At 55.3% G+C, this 19,194-nt stretch carries 25 protein-coding genes and 2 pseudogenes; 11 read left to right on the top strand and 16 right to left on the bottom strand.

Annotated features, from left to right (window positions below):
- The first annotated feature begins 2 nt into the window (after nucleotides 1-2).
- Together H7995_RS22950 and H7995_RS22945 are read left to right on the top strand one after the other, a co-directional pair.
- Nucleotides 3-371 carry a hypothetical protein gene (locus H7995_RS22950; protein ID WP_185818927.1) on the top strand — a complete coding sequence of 123 codons (369 nt, stop codon included), beginning with the start codon at nucleotides 3-5 and terminating at the stop codon, nucleotides 369-371.
- A 282-nt stretch (nucleotides 372-653) separates the two neighbouring features.
- Entirely contained in the window at nucleotides 654-836 is a 183-nt protein-coding gene (locus H7995_RS22945) for a hypothetical protein (RefSeq protein WP_185818926.1), read from the top strand.
- Nucleotides 837-973: 137 nt separating this feature from the next.
- Here the strand turns inward: H7995_RS22945 and H7995_RS22940 are convergent.
- A pseudogene (locus H7995_RS22940) lies at nucleotides 974-1,616 on the bottom strand (SOS response-associated peptidase).
- 119 nt (nucleotides 1,617-1,735) lie between these two features.
- Nucleotides 1,736-2,308 (bottom strand): hypothetical protein, encoded by a 573-nt coding sequence (locus H7995_RS22935; protein WP_185818925.1) that lies wholly within the window; start codon nucleotides 2,306-2,308, stop codon nucleotides 1,736-1,738.
- A 141-nt stretch (nucleotides 2,309-2,449) separates the two neighbouring features.
- Here H7995_RS22935 and H7995_RS22930 point away from each other — a divergent pair, with 141 nt between their 5' ends.
- Together H7995_RS22930 and H7995_RS22925 are read left to right on the top strand one after the other, a co-directional pair.
- Nucleotides 2,450-2,947: a hypothetical protein gene (locus H7995_RS22930; protein WP_185818924.1), complete on the top strand. Its 498-nt coding sequence runs from the start codon at nucleotides 2,450-2,452 to the stop codon at nucleotides 2,945-2,947.
- A 90-nt stretch (nucleotides 2,948-3,037) separates the two neighbouring features.
- Nucleotides 3,038-3,703, top strand: coding sequence for a cysteine protease (locus H7995_RS22925; RefSeq protein WP_185818923.1), 666 nt, complete (start codon nucleotides 3,038-3,040; stop codon nucleotides 3,701-3,703).
- 72 nt (nucleotides 3,704-3,775) lie between these two features.
- On the opposite strand, the gene H7995_RS22920 is transcribed toward H7995_RS22925, so the two are convergent.
- The 5 genes from H7995_RS22920 to H7995_RS22900 form a co-directional block, all read right to left on the bottom strand.
- Entirely contained in the window at nucleotides 3,776-4,006 is a 231-nt protein-coding gene (locus tag H7995_RS22920) for a DUF7706 family protein (protein ID WP_185818991.1), read from the bottom strand.
- A gap of 82 nt (nucleotides 4,007-4,088) precedes the next feature.
- Nucleotides 4,089-4,604, bottom strand: coding sequence for a hypothetical protein (locus H7995_RS22915; protein WP_185818922.1), 516 nt, complete (start codon nucleotides 4,602-4,604; stop codon nucleotides 4,089-4,091).
- Between the two features lie 429 nt (nucleotides 4,605-5,033).
- Nucleotides 5,034-5,240 carry a hypothetical protein gene (locus tag H7995_RS22910; RefSeq protein ID WP_185818921.1) on the bottom strand — a complete coding sequence of 69 codons (207 nt, stop codon included), beginning with the start codon at nucleotides 5,238-5,240 and terminating at the stop codon, nucleotides 5,034-5,036.
- Between the two features lie 97 nt (nucleotides 5,241-5,337).
- On the bottom strand, nucleotides 5,338-6,501 hold the full coding sequence (locus H7995_RS22905) for an ATP-binding protein (protein WP_185818920.1): 1,164 nt from the start codon (nucleotides 6,499-6,501) through the stop codon (nucleotides 5,338-5,340).
- A 165-nt stretch (nucleotides 6,502-6,666) separates the two neighbouring features.
- The gene (locus tag H7995_RS22900) at nucleotides 6,667-7,548 is read right to left on the bottom strand and encodes a hypothetical protein (RefSeq protein WP_185818919.1); all 882 of its coding nucleotides are present in this window, start codon (nucleotides 7,546-7,548) and stop codon (nucleotides 6,667-6,669) included.
- A gap of 290 nt (nucleotides 7,549-7,838) precedes the next feature.
- Between H7995_RS22900 and H7995_RS22895 the strand changes: the two genes are divergently transcribed.
- On the top strand, nucleotides 7,839-8,846 hold the full coding sequence (locus tag H7995_RS22895) for a tyrosine-type recombinase/integrase (RefSeq protein WP_185818918.1): 1,008 nt from the start codon (nucleotides 7,839-7,841) through the stop codon (nucleotides 8,844-8,846).
- A gap of 106 nt (nucleotides 8,847-8,952) precedes the next feature.
- Here H7995_RS22895 and H7995_RS22890 read toward each other — a convergent pair whose 3' ends face one another.
- On the bottom strand, nucleotides 8,953-9,825 hold the full coding sequence (locus tag H7995_RS22890) for a DNA/RNA non-specific endonuclease (RefSeq protein WP_185818917.1): 873 nt from the start codon (nucleotides 9,823-9,825) through the stop codon (nucleotides 8,953-8,955).
- A gap of 634 nt (nucleotides 9,826-10,459) precedes the next feature.
- Here H7995_RS22890 and H7995_RS22885 point away from each other — a divergent pair.
- The 3 genes from H7995_RS22885 to H7995_RS22875 all read left to right on the top strand — a co-directional run bounded on the left by H7995_RS22885 (nucleotide 10,460) and on the right by H7995_RS22875 (nucleotide 11,840).
- Nucleotides 10,460-10,885 (top strand): hypothetical protein, encoded by a 426-nt coding sequence (locus H7995_RS22885; RefSeq protein WP_185818916.1) that lies wholly within the window; start codon nucleotides 10,460-10,462, stop codon nucleotides 10,883-10,885.
- A 135-nt stretch (nucleotides 10,886-11,020) separates the two neighbouring features.
- Nucleotides 11,021-11,581: a hypothetical protein gene (locus H7995_RS22880; RefSeq protein WP_185818915.1), complete on the top strand. Its 561-nt coding sequence runs from the start codon at nucleotides 11,021-11,023 to the stop codon at nucleotides 11,579-11,581.
- A gap of 10 nt (nucleotides 11,582-11,591) precedes the next feature.
- Entirely contained in the window at nucleotides 11,592-11,840 is a 249-nt protein-coding gene (locus tag H7995_RS22875) for a hypothetical protein (RefSeq protein ID WP_185818914.1), read from the top strand.
- A gap of 52 nt (nucleotides 11,841-11,892) precedes the next feature.
- Here the strand turns inward: H7995_RS22875 and H7995_RS22870 are convergent, their stop codons facing one another.
- A complete protein-coding gene (locus tag H7995_RS22870) occupies nucleotides 11,893-12,189 on the bottom strand; it encodes a hypothetical protein (RefSeq protein ID WP_185818913.1) in 297 nt (98 codons plus the stop codon).
- 98 nt (nucleotides 12,190-12,287) lie between these two features.
- Here H7995_RS22870 and H7995_RS22865 point away from each other — a divergent pair, with 98 nt between their 5' ends.
- Entirely contained in the window at nucleotides 12,288-12,551 is a 264-nt protein-coding gene (locus H7995_RS22865) for a hypothetical protein (protein ID WP_185818912.1), read from the top strand.
- A 94-nt stretch (nucleotides 12,552-12,645) separates the two neighbouring features.
- Here H7995_RS22865 and H7995_RS22860 read toward each other — a convergent pair whose 3' ends face one another.
- Nucleotides 12,646-12,957 (bottom strand): hypothetical protein, encoded by a 312-nt coding sequence (locus tag H7995_RS22860; protein WP_185818911.1) that lies wholly within the window; start codon nucleotides 12,955-12,957, stop codon nucleotides 12,646-12,648.
- Entirely contained in the window at nucleotides 12,954-13,496 is a 543-nt protein-coding gene (locus H7995_RS28320) for a hypothetical protein (RefSeq protein WP_206684718.1), read from the bottom strand. The genes H7995_RS22860 and H7995_RS28320 overlap by 4 nt, the downstream gene beginning before the upstream one ends.
- On the opposite strand from H7995_RS28320, the gene H7995_RS22850 reads away from it, so the two are divergent.
- Together H7995_RS22850 and H7995_RS22845 are read left to right on the top strand one after the other, a co-directional pair.
- The gene (locus tag H7995_RS22850) at nucleotides 13,489-13,689 is read left to right on the top strand and encodes an ABC transporter permease family protein (RefSeq protein ID WP_185818910.1); all 201 of its coding nucleotides are present in this window, start codon (nucleotides 13,489-13,491) and stop codon (nucleotides 13,687-13,689) included. The genes H7995_RS28320 and H7995_RS22850 overlap by 8 nt on opposite strands.
- Nucleotides 13,690-14,138: 449 nt before the next feature.
- Nucleotides 14,139-14,705 carry a phosphate ABC transporter ATP-binding protein gene (locus H7995_RS22845; RefSeq protein ID WP_206684717.1) on the top strand — a complete coding sequence of 189 codons (567 nt, stop codon included), beginning with the start codon at nucleotides 14,139-14,141 and terminating at the stop codon, nucleotides 14,703-14,705.
- Between the two features lie 293 nt (nucleotides 14,706-14,998).
- On the opposite strand, the gene H7995_RS22840 is transcribed toward H7995_RS22845, so the two are convergent.
- The 5 genes and pseudogenes from H7995_RS22840 to H7995_RS28545 all read right to left on the bottom strand — a co-directional run.
- Entirely contained in the window at nucleotides 14,999-15,511 is a 513-nt protein-coding gene (locus H7995_RS22840) for a DoxX family protein (protein ID WP_185818909.1), read from the bottom strand.
- Nucleotides 15,504-16,292, bottom strand: coding sequence for an HvfC/BufC N-terminal domain-containing protein (locus tag H7995_RS22835; protein WP_185818908.1), 789 nt, complete (start codon nucleotides 16,290-16,292; stop codon nucleotides 15,504-15,506). The genes H7995_RS22840 and H7995_RS22835 overlap by 8 nt, the downstream gene beginning before the upstream one ends.
- Nucleotides 16,273-17,169 carry an MNIO family bufferin maturase gene (gene bufB, locus H7995_RS22830; protein ID WP_185818907.1) on the bottom strand — a complete coding sequence of 299 codons (897 nt, stop codon included), beginning with the start codon at nucleotides 17,167-17,169 and terminating at the stop codon, nucleotides 16,273-16,275. Before bufB ends, H7995_RS22835 begins: the two co-directional genes overlap by 20 nt.
- A gap of 71 nt (nucleotides 17,170-17,240) precedes the next feature.
- The gene (locus H7995_RS22825) at nucleotides 17,241-17,477 is read right to left on the bottom strand and encodes a BufA1 family periplasmic bufferin-type metallophore (RefSeq protein WP_238347429.1); all 237 of its coding nucleotides are present in this window, start codon (nucleotides 17,475-17,477) and stop codon (nucleotides 17,241-17,243) included.
- Nucleotides 17,478-18,051: 574 nt separating this feature from the next.
- Nucleotides 18,052-19,045, bottom strand: a pseudogene (locus H7995_RS28545) (mercury(II) reductase); the annotation flags it as partial.
- Nucleotides 19,046-19,194: the final 149 nt, after the last annotated feature.

Here is a 19,194-nt window from a genome sequence, read left to right as displayed (position 1 = left end):
AAATGAAGTACGTTGTAGCACTAGCCTTGATTACAGTGACGAATTTTGCAGGTGCAGCCTGTTCGTTGTCGGATATAACAATATCGTCGATGAACGCCAAGTTTATTAATAAATGCAGTAGCTCAGAGTGTTTCTACATGCAGGGGGTGGCGGTGTTGGAAAATAGTTGCGCCGAGCCCGTTGGTGTTCAAGTTCAAATTACTGCATACGACAAATCAGGTTCGCCAGTTGCCACCAGCGAGGCTTGGCCTGCAAGCACTCGAAATATTCCGCCAGGCAGATACACATTCTCCTTGGATCAATATCTCGATTATGAGCCTTCGATTACGCATTTTGACCTCAAGCCGATTGAGGTCAACCAATGGCGTTGAGGACTAGCTATCGGCCAATTTCTGCCCGCCACGACCGACCGGTTTGGGTCGTTGCAGTCCTTCAGTGCTTGGCTGACGCGCTCCCCCTGAGTGGCACCCGCTGACACCCATCAACTGCAAACAACTGGTCAGTGGCGATGCAATTAGGTGGTCAAGTGAGATGAAATTACGCTCAATTGGCAGGTCAAGTCGAATGCAATTACACATTACTGTCAGAGCAGAATAAATCTACATCGATGTGAGTCATCTCCTCGAGCAAGTACAACCTTTCAGGAGAGCCACATGACAAAGACTTACAAAGTACGATTGATTGAGACGAAGCTGCGATCGATGGTTATGGAGGTCGACGCTGATGATGAGGAAAGCGCCATCGCAGTAGCGTTGGCCGAATCCAAAAGCACCGGCGACGCTGAATGGGATCTACAGAACGAGCCCATCAATGTAGACGCTGCGGTGGTCGATTAGGACGAACCCTAAATGTGTCCAGGCGCATCACACTAGAAAACGAACACCAATGTTCGAAGGATCTGAACGCATTATCGGAACCCACTCATTCTTGAGTGGGTTTTTTTCTGGGCGAGTTTTGTGTCGCAGTCGATAGTTCACCCGGGGCGGATATCAACCATCAACCTGTCTGCGGGGTAGGGCTGCATAAAATCACTGGTACGCTCAACGCTCGAATTAAGCCAGTCTTTAATCAATCCGTTGGCGAGAATGACCACCATTCTTTTTTCATCGTTCGGTTTATGGAAGGCCTTCATGAACGGATGTGAATCGGCGTTTATCGTCAGCATGGTGTAAGAGTGAACAATTTGCCCATCTGGCGCTTTCCACTGGTCCCATAGGCCAGCGATCGCCATGACACCACCGTCGGTACGGGTGATCCTGGTAGGCATTGCTTTACCGCTCCTCCAGTCAGGTTCGTATATCGAAGAAGCAGGAACCACGCATCGCTGCCCCTTTTTCCAGGCTGACCGAAATGACGGCTTGGTACTGGCCGTTTCAGAGCGAGCGTTGTAGGTCTGCCGGCCCAGCTTTCGATCTTTAGCCCAAAATGGCAGCAACCCAAATTGTCCGGTGAGGGCTTCAAACTCAGGAAGATCGTCGTCGGCTGCCTCCTCAGGACGCAGGCGAATGAACGGCCCCATATGTGGGCCACAGGTCGATTGGCAATTGTGAGTCGGGTGCAACACCGAATCCGGCAAGCAAGCGATCGTTATCTGGTGCCTCATAGTGGGAGCACATTAGGGGGCCCTTTCGCGTGTCGTTCCAGCATAGACCGCATCACGCGATGTGTCGTTCGAGTGAATTGGGCAAAAAAAACCGCTGACCGAATGGCCAGCGGTGGGTGCAACATTGTTCAGCTATCGAGCGCAGTGCGTATGGAACGTAACCTCATCCATGCAAGCGAAGAGGGTGCCAACGCGTTCTTGGAACAGGTGCAAGGCGATCTGTTTGAAGCGTACCTCGGTATCAGATGAGGGGGCATCGTCGAAGGTGAAGCAGACTTTGCCACCGTACTTTCCTTGGTGGTACTGCGGATGGATGTCGACGGTGGCCAACAACTTACCCTTCTGCTTGATGTGCCGGCCTTGGAATTCGAAGGCACACGTTTTGATCAGTTCACGGGCCTTGGCCGCGGTGATCGATTTGATATCCGCATCGCCGTCAGGCAGCAAGGTAATTTCATATGCTTGCACTTTCTCGAACGAGTTGAGTGCGCATTCAACGAACTCGGTCGCTCGCGGATGCAGACCGATCGAGGCAAGGTGTGTACCGTTCTCTCGGAGGACCCAGACGTAGCGACCACCCACCGTGCCAGTGTTGGCCAGGTGATCGCGATCGAACTGATAGAAGTCCTGGCGGTAGCCGGTGAGGATGCACTGCTCGGATTCAACGATAGCGGTCATGCGATCAAAGGCGTTCTGAAACTTCATGGTTCTTCTCCTGAAAGGTTTGCGTTACCCATCGTGATGAAACACATGCGCGCACAAACCTGAGCGACGGCCGGGCTCCGTGTAATCGCCTGTTCGCCATTACCTGATTGCAAGTTCAATCAATCAGGAAGCTTCCCTAAAATGAACAATCCCAATGGCTACGTTTCAGTCATCCATCTTCAAGAACTGCTGTCGGCTCTCGTTGCGCACAATGACGAGCTCAATGAGGCTGAACGCCCCCCAGAAGGTGATGATTACAACGACATCTACAACATGTCCGTCGCAAAGCTGAGTGGGTTGATCAGCAGTGCAGGCGCGACTTCCCTGGAAGTGGCGGGCAGTGCAGAAACGAGCCCCATTACCCAGGTCAGCACCGATCCTCAAACCCCACCGACCTACCAGGTCGGCAAGGTCTTAATGGCAATCGTCTTGCGCATTCGCCTCGCTGATGCACGTGCACTTGTCACAGCCTACGAGCGGTGCTGGCAGGAGCAAGCTAACGGCAATGCCGGGAGCCAGAATCGAGTCAGCGATGACTTCGCCACGCTCACGCAGGAAATCGCCGGCAGGATGGTGGCGAGCGATCGTCAGTACGTTGAAAAGCTGTTGGCACCGCCACTGCACAAGCAAACTGCTTAACCCACCCAAGCCCGGCTACCCGCCGGGTTTTTTTATTTTCACCACCCGTGTTCGGCATCTCTCAATTACACAGATAACGGGGGATCCCACATGTCGCAAAAGAAAATTGATCGCCGCAGCAAAGAGTCGATGGTTCAGTTCCTGAACGACCACTTTCGCTACAACACCATGAACAGTTGGAACGGGTCTACCAGTTATGCGCACTGCATCAAACTGCATAATCTGGGGCTGTCGTCCGAGCAACTCGACAAGGCATTCAAGGTCATCCAGACGGATATCTGGGATGAACTCGACATGCAGATTCAAGACTTTGTAACCCAGATGCACGGGGCCTACACGATCGGGAGCAATGGCCGTTCAGGTGGTTACCTGGTACTGCTGAGCAGTGAATGGAAATCGACAGGCTATAAGTCCTATTGCCGTACGTGTTACCAGCGCAACTATAAAGCTTGTGGCAACACCGAAGGTGACAACACCTGTGGTTCCTGCCGTGCAACCGGCGACCAAGGACGAGTTAACTACGCAATGCCGCCCCGCCAACTTAGTGTCTCTCATGCCGGTATCGACGATGAGGGCGACTTCGAAGACTGGTCGATGGAGCAGTTGAGGGCTCGCGTCAATGTCGTCGAAGCGTTTGACAGTGCCTGTGATGACATTCTTGTGGCCTTCCTCGACATGCTGGAAATGGACGTCGTTGAAGAAACGATCATGGTTCCTGAGAAACGCTACGTCCTCCAGACGTCGCATGCACAATAACCCCCACGACCGCTGGCCTTTTGGCTGGCGGTTTTTTTTGCCTGCTTGCCCGTCATTCGAAAAGGAGGCTACTTACCGAGGGGCAACCCCAGCGCCGGCCAGAAAACGCTGCAATTTCGCCAGTGCGTCTGTCATGAGATAAGCCTCATCATCGTCTACCGCATTGGCACGGCACTCATTGAAACTGAGGCGCTTGACCAGTTGAGCTAAGGCCCAAATTTCTGAACGCTCAAATTCGGCAAAAACGGTCTGTTCCGTGCGCGGATTTTCCGCGGTCAGGATCAAGTGCGGGCTGTCGCTCATGCTCATTCCTCAATTGGGCGGGTATGAATCCAGCCCCAGGAGCGCCGATCGCGACGTCATGAGGCAGCGAGTGCATCAGACTTTATTGCCGGGTCAGCAAAAATTCAGCGTGGGCTGGCAAAGGAGATTGGTCTGGATCTGCACGGAAGGTCTCTTCCCACGCCATACAGATTTTATGGATGAACATCAGTAGGTCGATGGTGTTGCCGGTACTCAACACAATATGGAAACTGTCTCGATACCTCTCCGAGCCAGGTATTGCGCCGTTAGGTCCTAACGCGACCAACTGCTCGGTGTTCGTCGCCACTGAAGCTTTTAAGACCAACAAATGCTTTGCCGCATTCGCAATATCGGCACACACCCCAAAAAGTCCGTCGGCTTTACCCCGCCAGTCTTGATGAAACGCGTTATCGCCTTTTACACCTTTCGACTGCAACAACCAGTCTCGCAGTGAAGAACTGGTCACACAAAAATTGAAAAGATGGTCCCCCATGGATTCGAGGTCCGTGGCATTCCAGGTCCGGCCGGCTTCGCGGAAAAGCTTGAGTGCAATGTCTCGCGGTGCTTGAAAGACGGGTATCGGCGCTTTTTCTACCATTAGGTCCTACTTTTATTGTCGATGCAGACGTAGCGCAATCTCTCCGCGCTCGCGTGCGATCCAGGTTGTTCGTACCGGCGCATTCTGAAGCGGCCACGGGGAAAAACAAAGCCAGCGCTAAGGGCTGGCTTTGTCTGTCTTTCGCATCGGTCGGTGGACTAGGGGCTGATCTTTGCCGGAATACCTCCCGCGCTCCCATATTTTAAAGCTGTGAGGCTCAAGTCCACATCCTGACAGCCCGAGACGGCACGTTTTTACCCGTCACGCTTTAGTCGCGTTTTGAGCGTAGGCAAATCCGCCTAAGCCTTCCAGTCCATTCGTCGAGGAAAAGCGCTGTCACCTACCACGGAAGCCCATTCTTTGCTCAAAGTCGGAAGTGGGGAACCTAACTGGAAGAGCCTGGAGTGTGTACCACGTGCACGCTTCCGATCACTTTCTCCATCCAAAGGCGCCATTCGTTTCCCAGCCCAGCTCAAGTAAATGAGCACGATCACGAGGAGAAATACCACCGAATTCCTCCTCTTGAGTTTCAAGGGTTTTCCTGGCGCGGCCACTGCCATAAGTTGCCATGGAAGGTTTGTATCTCTTGAGAATTTCGAGACCTGTAATCAGGTTATCTACTTCGTGCTTGCTCATTTTTTCCAATCTCTGCGCGTGTTTCAGCGATCGATTCGTTCCTTTTCCCCGAATCCGCTTGGCCCGACCGGACCGGAACGGAACGGTGATCTGCGACTTACCCCTGGCGACGCATATATTCTGCAAACAGTGGAACGGTAAAGTTCAGATAACCGTGATCTGTGCTGTAGATCATCCCTTTAAAAATTATGTTGGCCCGAGTGGGGCCCAGCGATGATTGAGAACGTCCCATCGCCTTCGCAATATCAGCCATGGCATAGGGACCATCTCCGAGCTCCGACATGGTCTTCACGAACTGGACCTCAGAACGCGTAAGTCGGTCAATACGAACCCTGAAGAAGCCGGCATCGAGAGAAGCTAATGTCTCGCTGTAGGAATGGTTCACATCATCAACCGTGATTTCTGGCCCCTCAGCGTTGTTCCAAGCGGTTGACGCCCACTCTTGAAGGAAAAAAGGATAGCCTCGGGTACGCTCAACAATGCTGCCCAATGCCCCGGCCTCAATTGAGGCTTCCTCTTCCACTATCGGCTTTTGAACTGCTTGAATAGCAGAAATTTGATCAAGCGCATCCACTGCTGGGTAGAGAAAAAGTCGCTCAGCATACGACTTTGCCTCACCCGCCAAGCGAGCTACTTGCGGAAGCCCTGCACCGACGAGCAGCACGGGAAGGCCTTCTTGAGACATGCGGTGAATAGCCACAATGAGTGCGGATAGATCCGCTTCTGTGAGGTACTGGACTTCATCAATGAGAAGAATCCAACCTTTACCAGCAGCTTGTGCTGCTTCACCTATAACTGCAAAAAGGTCTGGAAGATCGTATTGAAGGTCCCCGCTATCGGCGAGTCCAGGCTCAGGCTCAACACCGACCTCAACTCCTCCAATATCAATCTTGAAGATAGATGCAAAACCGCGGAGGCCTTTAAGTCCTCGGCTAGCAATTTGCTTAGCCGCCTCAACACCGGAAAGTGAACGCATCACCTTCCGCATTTCTGGATAGAGGAGTCGTGCAAGGCTTTCGCGCTCTGGCGACTCGACCTTGGAAACGAGAAGACCTTCCTCCTTCGCAATTTTTCCAATTTCATTTAACAGCACCGTCTTGCCTGTACCTCGTAATCCGAGGAGCATGATCGATCGGGCGCTCCGCCCGTTAACTGCTCGCCCACAAGATATTCTTGCAGCTTCAAGGATGGCATCGCGTCCTGCCAATTCTGGGGGCCTGCTTCCTGCGCCGGGCGCAAACGGGTTACGGTAGGGATCCATATCAGCCTCACAAGAATTGTAATTTCTATAAAGATATAGCGAAGTCTAGCTCCGCCAGTTAGATATCGCTATACATCGCTAGAAAATACTAGATGTCGAAATTACAAACCAAAAAAGCCCCGACCGAAGTCAGGGCTGGTGTAGCGGTTAAGGAATCTGCACAGCTTACGCCGCCACAGGTTTAGTGATCTGTTCCAGAATGTCCTCGAGCGGCATGCTCGACAGGGTTTTCAGATCATCGTTGTCGTCGAGCAACCGGGCACGCAAGGTGTCCAGGTAAGCGTCGAGTTGGCTGCGGGTATGCAGCTTGATGGAAATCATCAGCAGTCTGAAGACCAGTTCAGCTTCGTTTTCCAGGTTGTCGGTGCGGTTAACGTAGTCCTTGAGGAAATCCAGGATCTCCCCAGTCCACGGAATCAAACCGAGATCTTCATCTGCTGCATCGTCGCCAATCGACAGTTGTGCGCCGTAGCCAGCGTTCAAACCCTCGCTGACGGCGTTGAGTGCCGGCGTCAAGGTTTCCCAGTCATAGCCTTCATCTTCGTCGGACTGCTGATTCAATTTATGCAGCGTTCGCAGAGCGTTGTGCTGCGCCGGAAACAAGAAGTGCATTAACGCTTTTGGACCTTGCGCGACGGCTGCCGAGAGGCTGGCCACCACCGCTTTTTCCTCGATCAGGTCCGGGTTGCCAGCAGCCAGTGCGAACACCTGCTGAAGGGCCGATTCGATCACCGCCGACGGTGCGTCTTCCGGCGTGAGGACTTTCATCTGGATGAACTGGAGTGTCACCGATTCGCCCCAGCTGTTGTTGCAGTGAAACAAGTCGCCAACCCAGTTGCCTTCGGCGATGCCTTTTTCCGTGATGATGGTATGACAGCGGCCTTGGTTGCCCCAGATCAATTGCAGCACCAGGTCATCAACCAGAGGTTCCGCGGCATCCAGCTGCACTGAGCAGCACTCAGTGTGCCCCGATTTCAATGTCAGACGTACGTGACAAGCCGCGGCGGCGATGCGGATGAAGCTGTTGCGCTTATTCGAGTGAGTCATGTGTATTCCCTGAAAGAAAGTTGAACGTGCACCTTAGGGATGCATTACAGGGGCGTGTAGCGGGGAGGAGTCCCCCTTTCTGTTCGGTGCCTTGGCTTTTGCTGTGGCACCAGGTGCGACTTGGCCACGTCGCTGGTCAGCGCCACACACCGCAGCATTGCTCACATTTTCCAGTGGCAAAACAGGCATGCAGGGCGCCAAAACCTCCGCTAGAATCCCATTTCAACCACATGCAATTAACAGTCAGGCGTTCACCAACCTGACCAAGGCCTGGACCTGCGGAGTGAACCATGAGTGCGCACGACGACCTGTTCAAAACCGACTCAACCGCCTGGGATACCGATCCCAAGACCACGTTTGAGCAGTGGTTGAGCCAGCAGCCAGGCCGCGGCACCTCACGCGCTCACATCAGAATCTCATCCGCCGAGGTCTATCGGGCTCAATGGGGTCGCTTTGTCGCCTGGATTGAGCAAAAGAGCATTAAATTAAGCGAAGTAGATTCAATAGCGATCAGTGCGTTCCTGGAAAGCCTCGACAACAATCGCCCCCAGCGCGACCGGTACCGCAAGCTGATCCAGCGGGTGCTGGCGGATCTAATCAAGAACACTTCCGAAGTCGGCTTCATGAACCCGGCCGCACAGGCGATGCGCGAGGAAGGAGCAAAATGGAAGGAAGCGGATGGAAACCTGCCTACGAGCTTTCTCAAGCGAGTTGAACGGGATGTATTGTCCACTCACCTGATTTCGCCGATCTGCGCGGAGAAAGAGCGTGATCAGTGGCGTGAAGCCCGGGATCGGGCGATCGTTGGATCGTGTGTGGGGGCTGGGCTCAAGGTAGCGGAGATCGTGGCTTTGACTGTTAATTGCATCGACTTGCGGGGCGACCATTGGATCACGCTTCGCGACAAACGATCGCAGTTTTCCCACCGCACTCGGCCGTTTGACTATGCCGCGCAGGCGCTGACCACCTGGTTGCATCATCGGGAGCGGATGGCCACCGAAGGCAATTTGCTGTTTCCCTCGGACATCAAGACCATCATCAAAAATGGCAAGCCTGTCACCAGCATCCACCCATCCACGATCGTGCGTATCACTGAGTCGGTGATCGAGGAATCAGGGGTCAAAGCGTTACGAGGAGATGAGCATCGCGCCAGCCCGCAAACGTTGCGCAACTCGTACGCGGCGGAGCTGTTTGAACAGGGAGAGTCGCCGGCAATGGTCGCCGATCGGATGGGATTTGCTCAGATCGTTTCGGCTGAACGGTTGTTCGCTTCTTGGGAGATGTGGCGCAACAACTGAAGAGCACAGTACAGAGGAAAAGCAGTATGCCGCAGCCCAAAATCGGGTGAAGGGGGCGATCGGCGCCCCCAACGGCCCATCCCTCAAGCCAGCTTATCCCCGAAGACTAAGACCGCCCGGCCGTGCCGGTGACTGGCAGATCACCCAGCAAGTTGAGCCCGGTGGTTTTTACGAAAGTGGCGTAGTCCATCGGACGCTCGACGCGGGTTTCTGCATTGGGCAGTACATACGCCCAGGCACGTTTCGACGACGCGTCGTACACCAGCTTGAACAGCCGCGTCGGTACCCAGACCTTGTTGTCACCAATAGTAGTGTACCCGGGGTCAAAGATCGGGCCGGTAAACACATACACACTGCCGCCAGCACGCTGGGCAAACTTTCGGACGTCGGATTCTAACTTCGACCAGGCCGTTCTGTTATTGCTGGAATTCTGCGGGACCATATTCGACAGGGCAAAACTCTGGGCCATTGTGCGTCTATCCGGACTATCACCTGCTGGAAACTGATGCCCGCGGTCCAGTCCTGTCCCCTTGAAGTCGCTCAACTCCGCCCGGCCGCTTTTAGGGATACGGGGGTCAGGATAGAACTGATTTGTCCGCTCCTCCCCCTTGGCATCTCGCAGCTTGGCGGCATCGAGCCGCTCGACCACTACCAGAGGCGTTTTACTCGACAAGCTATAGAGCACCGCGAAGTTATCGGAGCACAGGGCCATTGGTTTCATTGAAGCGGGCACGCTGGCAACGTTGATCGGCCTGGCGGCCGGGAAAAGATCGGCACAACCGTCGAATGAGGGCTGTTTCTGCTGACTGGAGTAGAGCGCGAGCGCCTCGCTCTGGCCGATCGTTCCCGAACGGTAGCTATTTTTTTCTTCCTGGGCAGTGGGCAGCTTGATGAAATCCATCAAACCGCGAGCTTCGACTGCGCCGGCCGACAACATCACAAGGGCCGAAAGCCCGACAGCACATTTGCTTAGCTTCATAGGTGAACTCTTAGAGGTTGATTTACGGAATATTGAACGCAGCGCCTGTGATCACCGGCGCCGAACAGTGGCAGCAGCTGATGTGCAAAACAGTTTGGGTAAGGCCGGGGAGGGTGGCTGCTATGGGCAGAACCAAGGTAAAGCGAAGCAGGTAAAGACATGTTCAACAACCGGCCGAGTCAGGCCAGAAGCATAACAGGTACGCATACCTAAATTCAGAGGATTGAAGCGGCTTTTCTCAAACACCAGAAACCACAAGGCCCACTACACGTAGCGGGCCTTGTGGTCGCAAGTTCAACCTTTCGGTTGATTTCCCAGCCTTTCAGGAGATTGGGTCGGTTGAGGCGTTTCCGCCTGCTTGTGGCTATTAAACACAGAATCTAAGGCTGATGCAACACGCACCTATAAAATATTTTCTGGCTCGATTTTCCAGTCCCTTCGCCCCGTGTACAGGCAATACGGCGTTTTTTTCATGTTTTCCGCCTCGGCACCCACCACCAAGCCGCTAACAAGGATCCTATAAAGTGTTAAATGGATTCTTCCAGTATTAATGAGGAAAAAGAAAAGGCAGAATCTGGGAATAACACGTACCAGTATCCCTAACCTGCCGCCTTTCTCCCATGAGGATCAGCACATGAAGCTTTTCTATTCCGACAAATTTTCCGAGCCCCAAGGGGGTTCACCCTATCTGGCCATGCTTGCCTTCGTGGTTCTCTACTACGTCGTTACTCTGGTGGTTGGCCTCTTGATTGGTGGGGCCGCGGGTCACGAAATTAGTAACGATTGGTGGATAGGTATCTTTTTTGGAATTTTGCCAACGTCAGGCAGGTATGGGATCAAAATCGGGAAGCTGAGAGCCATATTGTTGATGGCAACTGCGGCAGCATTTCTCTACTACGCCAAAACCATCACCGGGGTTCTGATCCCTTTCACATTCACGGAGCAAATGGGGACCATCAAGATTTTGGCCGCTGTCGGCGCCGAAATAGTCATCGGCTTGATCTGTGTGAAATTGGTTAGCCATTTCATCTGGAAAGGCTTCACTGGAAATCTTTTCTGACGGTGCTGGTGGGTGCATGTGTCAGTAGTGCGCGTGCACCGCCTTTCGCCAGCGCTCTTACGGATTATCACAGCATGCTTCCCATTACTGAGGACCAGGCCTTCGCAAGGCCTGCTCACCCTCAGGAGAAGCACCATGATCAACCAAAAAATTGTTCCAGCTCAAGTTATTCTGCTGGTCGAAAACCGCGGACAAGCAACGATCCTCGCTGCCCTTCGTCACTATCAACATGCGCTACTCAGCAACCAACCTGGCCTATCCGAATATATAGAGATCTCAACTGACAGCGGAGCTGTTCCACCGCTGTCCGCAGAGGAAATTGACGATCTCTGCGAGACCGTCAACTTCGGTACCGAGCTTGACCAGGTGCAGGACTTCATTGACTGGACGTTGCCTCACAAGGCGGCATTCACTCGATTGGTCGACCAAATGAACAACCAGGGCTGGCGCCCAACCCGCGTGCACAACGGGGAATACTGGACTGATCTTTCAGCCGGTATGACACCCGACGCGATTTACAAATATCACCTCGGTGAGCTGGATTTTCAGATTGAGTTCTCGCTCAAACTGGACCCCTCTAACACCGGGCAGTGGCAGATCGCTCCGAAGGACTCGGTCGGCCTTACCTGTTTCGGTGGCACCCCCTCGTTTCTGGACGCTACCCAGGCGGCAACCAGCACTGTTTTCGGTGAGTGAGGTGGCCGGTATGCATCCCATCATCGAAGCATCGCGACTGATGAACAACGCTCAAATCACAAGGAAGGCCGCCATTCATGCCAATGCGACGACGATCTTCCTGTGGGAGCTTTCCACCGGTGACACTCTCGAGCTCGTTCGGACCTGTTCAGGCTTCAGTTCCACCGAACTCAAACACCATCCCTTCAACGATCGAATCAACTACTACCAGGAACGCAGTAGCGCAAAAGTGACTGGCTGCTACCAGCAGCAAGCCTGACTTAAACCGATAAACCAGCCCGGCACAGCCCGGGCTTTTTTTCGCCCCGAAATTACAGACGCTTGATTTTCATTTCCGTATGCAAGTCAACGCGTTGTTCAGGCCATACCTGACGATGCACCAACAGCCTTTCAATCGGAAAGCCCACATGACGACCCAATACAGCCCTGAGCAAATGCGGAACAAGATCAGCACGCACCTGGACAAGGGGGCGGGCATTTATGCCACTCACCCAACTGCCCTTGGCGAGCGCTATTTCCAAGCCCGGGTGTCCGCCGGGATTCTCCAGGTTTTCAACGGCTTCAGTTGGTTTGAAGTACCCCGCGGAACCCAGTTCAACAACGGACATGGCTCAGCAGGAAACCTGTTCGTTTACTGACACCGACGTCTCAAGCAACCAGACACTTTCGCAAGAGTGTTTGCGTACCAACTTTCAGGAAAATTGACATGAAATCCAAGCGGACCCCTTACACCAAGCTGGGCAACACTATCAACGCCACTTCCGTTTCCTTCAGCGTCGGCCGTACAAAGCATGAGGTTCAAGTGCCGGCCGGCACTCGCTGCTGCCTCCTGGATGGTCCTAATCAGCGCTGGGTGGTCGATGACCTGAGCTTCATCGATCCCAAAAGCGCTGTCTTCACTGATGCCACCAACTACGGCATACCAATCGACCCTTTGAATCTCACGAACATTCGGCCGTCGACGTTTTAACGCTACTCACACCCCCGACACCAATACTGGTGCGGGGGTTTTCTTTTCGCCAGAGAAGTCACCATGCGCTGGTTTGCCTTCAGATACAAAGGTGTCAAAGGAGCTCTTTCGGGAGTCCATCCGGAAAGTGAGATAAGTGCAATGCAAGTTGCGCGGCCATACCGGAAATGAAGTCTTCAATAGGCGGCACCTTCTCGCCGATAAGCAGGATCGGACGCATGATCAAATTGTTGTTCTGGTCTTGCCAATCAACTACCGCGAAATGAAGTCCATCAACTTCATTGAGTGGTGGCATGAGGTGCCACGTGTGGGTGCTCCGGGCAAAAGCACCGAGCGCAATCACCAATGGTTGCAGTAATCCCTTACGCTCTTCTGCGTCAGTAGCCTCGTTCCACGCCAAAATCACACTTCCAAGCAACTCGTTAGGCTGGTGCTTAGCCTCGTCGATCGTCTTGAACAGGCCTGTCCCCGCCTGCATGTCTCGAAAAAACTCTGCTGTGGCCTGCGAGCCTGCACGTGGAACACGATGAGTTCGAGATCCTCCAACAGTAAGGCTTTGGCCTTTTGCTGCGGCCGCCCGTGCACCCGCTCAATGCCACGCAAGGTTTTGCGTACGGTGGCGCTGGCTGCCAGGTCAGGAAACCCCTGATAACAGTGCCATTGCGACAGCGCCATCAGGCGTAGGGCCACGGTGCGCGGATTCAGCTTTTGCGCGAAGGACAGCAGGTAGCGAATCACCACCGCCTCATCGCACGGCAGCGCGCCACCCCAGACCTGAAAGTGGCGGATGGCTGAGCGGTAGGTACGCCGGGTATTGTCGGCGGTCGCGGCCGCGAGAAAGCGCTGATTTTGCTCTGCCAACTGTGCGGGGGTGGTGAGCGTACCCGGGGTACGTATCAGTGCAATCGGGCGCAGCGGCGGCATCGGACCAATCATCTTGTCCACCGCGTGGGTGCTGTTCATCTACCTGGGGCTGGTGGTGCCGCTGGGTCTGGGCACAGCCCTGTTCCTGGTGGAGCAAGTACGGCCGGACAGCCGTATCAACCTGACGCTGCAATGGGCGTTGGATGGACTTGGCGCGATGCCGTCGGTGGTGGTCGGTCTGTTCGGCCACCGCTTGTTCGTGGTTGAACTGTGATGGGGCTACTCGTTGCTGGCGGGTGGCAGCACTCTTGCCTTTATGGTGTCGCCATTATTTATCCGCGGCTGCGAGCAGGCCTTGCGCGATTGTCCGCACAGCTACCGTCAGGCAGCCGCAGCTGGCGATCTCAAGGGTCGGTTACATACACCGTATCCTGTTGCCTTTCGCTGCGCCTGGAATTTCCGGCGCGCTTGTGCTGAGTGCCGGTCGCGCCCTTGCGGAAACTGCCGTGCTGCTGTTTACCGCCGGCTACGTGATGCGTTGGCCGGAAAGTTTGTTCGACTCTGGTCGCACCCTAGCCGTGCATATCTACGATCTGCCATGAACGTCTCGGGCGGCAGCCCAGCTTAGGCAGCCACGGCCCTGGTACTGCTTGGGTTCGGTCTGATTATCCAAGGCTGTCTGGTGGATCGGCAGGCGGCCCTTAACCTTCGCGAGATAAGCCCATGAGCAAGCCTCCTGCACTTAGTATCCAGGACCTCAGCGTGCACTATGGCGAGCATGGTGCACTGCTTAACGCCTCCCTTGAGGTGGCGTCCGGCGAGCTGATGGCCGTGGTCGGCCCCTGTTGCAGTGGCAAGAGTAGCTTGCTTTCGGCAATCAACCGCATGAGCGACCTGGTGCCTGGAGCCCGACTCAGCGGCCGTGCGCTGATTGACTGTCAGGATGTGCTGGGTGGCAAGGTGGATGTCCAGCGGCTGCGCCGACAGGTCGGTATGGTGTTCCAGCAGCCCAATCCGTTCCCCCTGAGCATTGCCGAGAACATTCTGTTTGCCCTGCGCGAACACGGGGTGCGTGAAAAGGTTGAATTGCACAGGCGGATGGAACAGGCCCTACAGTCCACTGGGCTGTGGAGCGAGGTGCGTGGCCGACTGGACAAGCCCGCCTTGGGGTTGTCTGGGGGACAGCAGCAGCGCCTGTGCTTTTGCCCGGGCTCTGGCATTGGAGCCGCGCGTACTGCTGTTGGACGAGCCGTGCAGTGCTCTGTAACCTATTGCCAGCGCGACGGTTGAAGGACTTATTGAGGAACTGAAAGGTCGCTACACCTTCCTGATGGTGACCCACAACCTGGCTCAGGCGCGACGACTAGCCGATCACGTCGCGGTGTGCTGGGTGCGCGACGGATGCGGCTGTGTCCTGGACAGCGGTCCGGCCTGTGAACTCTTCACCAGGGCCAGCGATCCTCTCGCTCACCAATACCTGAATGGCATGCTGTGTTGAGGTCATGAGGTGATCCAGCCGTAAAGGGGAACATTGTTGTACTTCCGAGGCGTCTAATTTTCTTCCGTCATGGAGTATCGGTTTTCTACTTCACGGATGGATGAGAGATGCCGAGAAATTCACCGAGGAAATGATCGAGTGAAAGACGACCTGGTCCGATGGCGATCAGGGCAACAGCCATGGTCGCCCACGGCAGATGGAAGTTCGCCCACCCGTCCGGCACAATGAGTTGGATCACTGCCGTCATGCCGAGAAGCCCTAGGGCACTGAATCGCGTGGCAAGGCCGAGCACTAACAGAATGGGGAAAACAATCTCAGCAGTCCCGCTTGCAAAGGCGAGCGAGTCCGGGGCGGGAAGGTCATAAATCTGTCCGAAGACATGGAGCTTGAATTCTTCCTGGAACAGGAAACCCGCCATTGGGGACAGTGACAGGAAACCATCCCATTTGGTCAGCCCGGACTTGAAAAAAGGTAGCGCCAGTGCAACCCTAAGCAAGAGCGGTGCGACAATGAATGCTGCCTTTGACAGCCACTGGAGCACGGAATTAACCGCCTTTGGACCGCAATCCCATCGCGGCACCCTTCGCGTATCACTCATCATTACCCTCCTCACCGCTCAGATCGAAGCCGACAAAGGCACCCATCTGAATCAATTCCTGCAGGTTTTCGGACAGATCGAAATGAGCGTCTGCGGTGAAGGCGTTCGCCATGGCTTGCGATAACGTCAGGCCACTCTCGAGCGCGACCAAGAACTCATAACTCCCAGGGGACATGCTGCGAACGTCCACTTCTGCATCGGAGCGCAGAACCAGCGTGTCCTGACTCTCCGAAAGGTCAACCGGCCCTGGTGTTCCACCCGCAGTATTCATTCGCCAGATCGTGAACGCCGGAAACTCTGAGCGCATTATCCGAAGCGAGGGATGAAGTCTGAGCCGCAAAGATGGCGACTTGTTGTGTGGTATGACCGCCAGCGCTGCGGGAGCCAAGGGGATTTCGTCGCGGGCGTGGTAGGCCTCGGTCGCAGCGCGCTCAATGCGCGCGACATCGGCGAGATAGGGCACGGATGCAGCGGGATTGAAAGACTCAATAAAACTAGGAAACTCGGCCCCGTAGTGGAGCAGAATCGGCGAGGTAGGAGGCTTTATGGCCACAAAGACGCGTGCCATCGCTGCAAAAAACTCGTCGCCCACAAGCCTTGCAACACAGGGAAAGCTTGCCCGCAGCGCTTCGCTCAGCCCCACGACGACATTGTTCCTGTAAACGGAGAAGCGTCTGGCGCTCGGCTTTCCGTCGGGGCCAACCAGACCATCGGGCACTGCACGAGTGGGATCTAGCAGCGCCGAGCCGAAGTCATCGAGCCTAGCAGACAGCGATGGCATGGTGCTCCTCCTGCAAATAAACGTCGTACATGATCGTCTCGGCTCGCTCGGCCTCGGCGCGGAGCTGAGGCCAGTCGGGCACGTTTGCATCCCATTCGATCAGCGTCGGCACCGGCGCCAGGCGATCAATTGCGTGCCGGTACAGGCCCCAGACGATCGCGTCCACACTACGGTCGTGGGTATCGATCAGCAGGGGCCGCCCCTTCTCGTCAACCTCCTGTGCATGACCAGCAAGGTGGATTTCCTGAACGTGAGCGAGGGGGTAGGACTCGATGTACGCGAGCGGGTCCCACTGTTGATTGGTCGCCGCGACATGAACATTGTTGACGTCGAGGAGGAGACCGCAGCCCGTGCGGCGCACCACCTCACCGATAAAATCGACCTCCGACCAGGTGCTTTCAGCGAAGGCGAGATAGGTCGAGGGATTCTCCAGTAGCATTTGCCGACCAAGCGACGTTTGCACGTCATCTATGTGTTCGCAAACACGGGTCAGCGCTTCATTTGTGTAAGGCACCGGCAGGAGATCGCCGAGGTAGCTGGTTCCATGCGTGGACCATGCGAGATGTTCGGAAAAAAGGCCGGGGTCGTACCGTCCGATAAGCGCTTTGAGGCGTTTCAGATGCTCCCGGTCGAGTGGTCTATCCGCACCGATCGACAGCCCCACCCCATGCAACGACAGCGGGTAGTGTTCGCGGATCGCCGTCAGATAGCGATGAGGTGGACCACCGGCCCCCATGTAGTTTTCCGCATGGACTTCAAAGAAGCCAATATTGGGCCGAGTCTCAATGATGACGCGATAGTGATCGGCCTTGAGGCCGACGCCCGCACGTGCTGGGATTCCCCGCCCGGTGGAATCTGCAGGATGGTGAACACTCATGTTTGATCCTCTCTCTCTCGGGCAGATGGGTGGGGCGAGATGGCCACCACCCACCAACTCGGAAGCCGGTGTCAGGAAGTCTTGGCCGTGAGGCTGCCGTTGCCTGCAGGCGTTGAGATCGTCGTGCAGGTGCCCTTGGCGACGAGCTTCCAGGCATTACCCTGGTAATCGACGTTGCTGGTGCCTGCGCAGCTCGTTCCAGCACCGGCGAAGCAATCGTTGTGACCCTTTTGGGCGACTCCGTAGCACTTCTCGTACTTACCAGTCTTCATCATTGCCATGCTCTTGGCCTGGTTCTCCTGCATCATCTTTTCCATGTCAGCTTTGCTCATGTCGGCAGCAAAACCTGGGGTGGCGAAGGCGCCAATAGCGGCGACGAAAGCCGTGGCTACAGCGACAGACAACATACGGTTCGACATTTCATTTCTCCGGATATAAGAGAGCAGCCGGGTGGGCTGCCGACATTGAGCCAGCATCCGCTAGCTTCAGTTACTAGGAGGGGGCGACTAGGCAAAACGGTTCGCGAAGTACAAAAAAATTTCATGCTGGAAATCCGCGATTATCCAAAAACACTCTCAGGGACATATCAAGGCAACCATCTTGGTCTACATCCCCTGTTAGGCATCAGGTCGAGTATAGGTGCTTAAGGATTTTCCGCTAACACCAGACGGAGAAGCGACTCGCAATCCCAAGGACGGGACAACCACCTCGTTAGGAATAGTCCATTAGTTTGCGCCAGACCTCATTACGGCTATGGCCAACTCTGCATTTTCGCTTGAATAACTGGCCTTACAGAGCATAGTCCACACGACATGGACGCTGACACCGTCCGTCGTCGTGAGCCCAGAACTGGTGCAACCGTCCATCGCATTCTCCTTCGAGCTAACCCGCGCAGCATGACAGTTGTTTCACGTCCTTGCGGAAGGTCTGCGCGGCGAGCTTCAGACTTTCGACCATCGTCAGATAGGGGGACAACTGATCCGCGAGCTCCTCCACGGTCATGCGGGCGCCGATCGCCAATGCCGCTGCCTGGATCAACTCGCCGGCCTCCGGGGCCACGGCCTGCACGCCGATCAACCGACGGGATTCCGCTTCAATCACCAGTTTGATGAAGCCGCGCGTATCGAAATTTGCGAGCGCACGCGGCACGTTACCCAGCGTGAGCACGCGGTTATCGGTTTCGATGCCATTCGCGTGCGCATCCGCTTCGGACAGTCCAACGGTGGCGACATGCGGATCGGTGAACACCACCGACGGCATGGTAGAGAGGTTCAGTGTTGCGTCACCCCGGTCATGTTGACCGCCGCGCGGGTGCCGGCCGCCGCCGCGACATAGACGAATTGCAGCTGGTCGGTTCAGTCGCCGGCGGCATAAATGTGCGGACGACTGGTGCGCATGCCTTGATCAATAATGATGGCTCTTTGCTCATTGGTCGCGACACCCGCCGCATCCAGAACCAAGGTACGCGTATTCGGACTCCGGCCAGTGGCGACCAGCAGCTTGTCCGTGCGCGTTTCGCCGTGATTGGTAATCAGCACGAACTCGCCGTTTGTATGTGTGACCTGGCTGGCCAGGGTGTGTTCCATGACCTCGATGCCTTCCGCGCTGAACACCTTCGTGAGGGTTGCGCCAATGGCCGGATCTTCGCGGAAGAAGAGTGAGTTGCGCGCCAGAATCGTGACCCGGCTGCCCAGCTGGGCGAAGGCTTGGGCCAGTTCCACAGCCACTACCGATGAGCCGATAACGGCCAGGCGCTCCGGTATCGCATCGCTTACTAGCGCTTCAGTCGTGGTCCAGTAGGGGATGTCCTTCAGCCGGGAATCAGCGGGATCGCTGCGCTGGCGCCACTGGCGATCAAACAGCGGTCAAATAGGAGTTTGGGGAGCAATGGAACCGTGCGACCTGAGGTCGTCTGAATTTCTGTTTTACTGGAGAGTTTTCTCCTGATGAAACCGGTTGTTCCATCAACCGATTCCTACCTGGACATGCGGGGCCGGTAACAGCTCGGTGTGAAGCTCCGGGGAC

Origin of the sequence: Pseudomonas kielensis, from assembly GCF_014236655.1 — a bacterium.
Taxonomy (GTDB): domain Bacteria; phylum Pseudomonadota; class Gammaproteobacteria; order Pseudomonadales; family Pseudomonadaceae; genus Aquipseudomonas; species Aquipseudomonas kielensis.
The sequence above is the reverse complement of the archived record's forward strand: the minus strand, read 5'-3'. Positions and strand labels throughout refer to the sequence as shown.

Excerpts from the sequence above, each read along its gene's own strand:
- bufB (WP_185818907.1), bottom strand. The coding sequence starts at position 17,169 with ATGAGTGTTCACCATCCTGCAGATTCCACCGGGCGGGGAATCCCAGCA.
- H7995_RS22925 (WP_185818923.1), top strand. The coding sequence starts at position 3,038 with ATGTCGCAAAAGAAAATTGATCGCCGCAGCAAAGAGTCGATGGTTCAG.
- H7995_RS22845 (WP_206684717.1), top strand. The coding sequence starts at position 14,139 with ATGAGCAAGCCTCCTGCACTTAGTATCCAGGACCTCAGCGTGCACTAT.
- H7995_RS22915 (WP_185818922.1), bottom strand. The coding sequence starts at position 4,604 with ATGGTAGAAAAAGCGCCGATACCCGTCTTTCAAGCACCGCGAGACATT.
- H7995_RS22895 (WP_185818918.1), top strand. The coding sequence starts at position 7,839 with ATGAGTGCGCACGACGACCTGTTCAAAACCGACTCAACCGCCTGGGAT.
- H7995_RS22865 (WP_185818912.1), top strand. The coding sequence starts at position 12,288 with ATGAAATCCAAGCGGACCCCTTACACCAAGCTGGGCAACACTATCAAC.
- H7995_RS22930 (WP_185818924.1), top strand. The coding sequence starts at position 2,450 with ATGAACAATCCCAATGGCTACGTTTCAGTCATCCATCTTCAAGAACTG.
- H7995_RS22905 (WP_185818920.1), bottom strand. The coding sequence starts at position 6,501 with ATGGATCCCTACCGTAACCCGTTTGCGCCCGGCGCAGGAAGCAGGCCC.
- H7995_RS22900 (WP_185818919.1), bottom strand. The coding sequence starts at position 7,548 with ATGACTCACTCGAATAAGCGCAACAGCTTCATCCGCATCGCCGCCGCG.
- H7995_RS22920 (WP_185818991.1), bottom strand. The coding sequence starts at position 4,006 with ATGAGCGACAGCCCGCACTTGATCCTGACCGCGGAAAATCCGCGCACG.
- H7995_RS22880 (WP_185818915.1), top strand. The coding sequence starts at position 11,021 with ATGATCAACCAAAAAATTGTTCCAGCTCAAGTTATTCTGCTGGTCGAA.
- H7995_RS22840 (WP_185818909.1), bottom strand. The coding sequence starts at position 15,511 with ATGAGTGATACGCGAAGGGTGCCGCGATGGGATTGCGGTCCAAAGGCG.
- H7995_RS22870 (WP_185818913.1), bottom strand. The coding sequence starts at position 12,189 with ATGTCCGTTGTTGAACTGGGTTCCGCGGGGTACTTCAAACCAACTGAA.
- H7995_RS22825 (WP_238347429.1), bottom strand. The coding sequence starts at position 17,477 with ATGATGCAGGAGAACCAGGCCAAGAGCATGGCAATGATGAAGACTGGT.
- H7995_RS22950 (WP_185818927.1), top strand. The coding sequence starts at position 3 with ATGAAGTACGTTGTAGCACTAGCCTTGATTACAGTGACGAATTTTGCA.
- H7995_RS22910 (WP_185818921.1), bottom strand. The coding sequence starts at position 5,240 with ATGAGCAAGCACGAAGTAGATAACCTGATTACAGGTCTCGAAATTCTC.
- H7995_RS22885 (WP_185818916.1), top strand. The coding sequence starts at position 10,460 with ATGAAGCTTTTCTATTCCGACAAATTTTCCGAGCCCCAAGGGGGTTCA.
- H7995_RS22875 (WP_185818914.1), top strand. The coding sequence starts at position 11,592 with ATGCATCCCATCATCGAAGCATCGCGACTGATGAACAACGCTCAAATC.
- H7995_RS22945 (WP_185818926.1), top strand. The coding sequence starts at position 654 with ATGACAAAGACTTACAAAGTACGATTGATTGAGACGAAGCTGCGATCG.
- H7995_RS22890 (WP_185818917.1), bottom strand. The coding sequence starts at position 9,825 with ATGAAGCTAAGCAAATGTGCTGTCGGGCTTTCGGCCCTTGTGATGTTG.
- H7995_RS22835 (WP_185818908.1), bottom strand. The coding sequence starts at position 16,292 with ATGCCATCGCTGTCTGCTAGGCTCGATGACTTCGGCTCGGCGCTGCTA.
- H7995_RS22935 (WP_185818925.1), bottom strand. The coding sequence starts at position 2,308 with ATGAAGTTTCAGAACGCCTTTGATCGCATGACCGCTATCGTTGAATCC.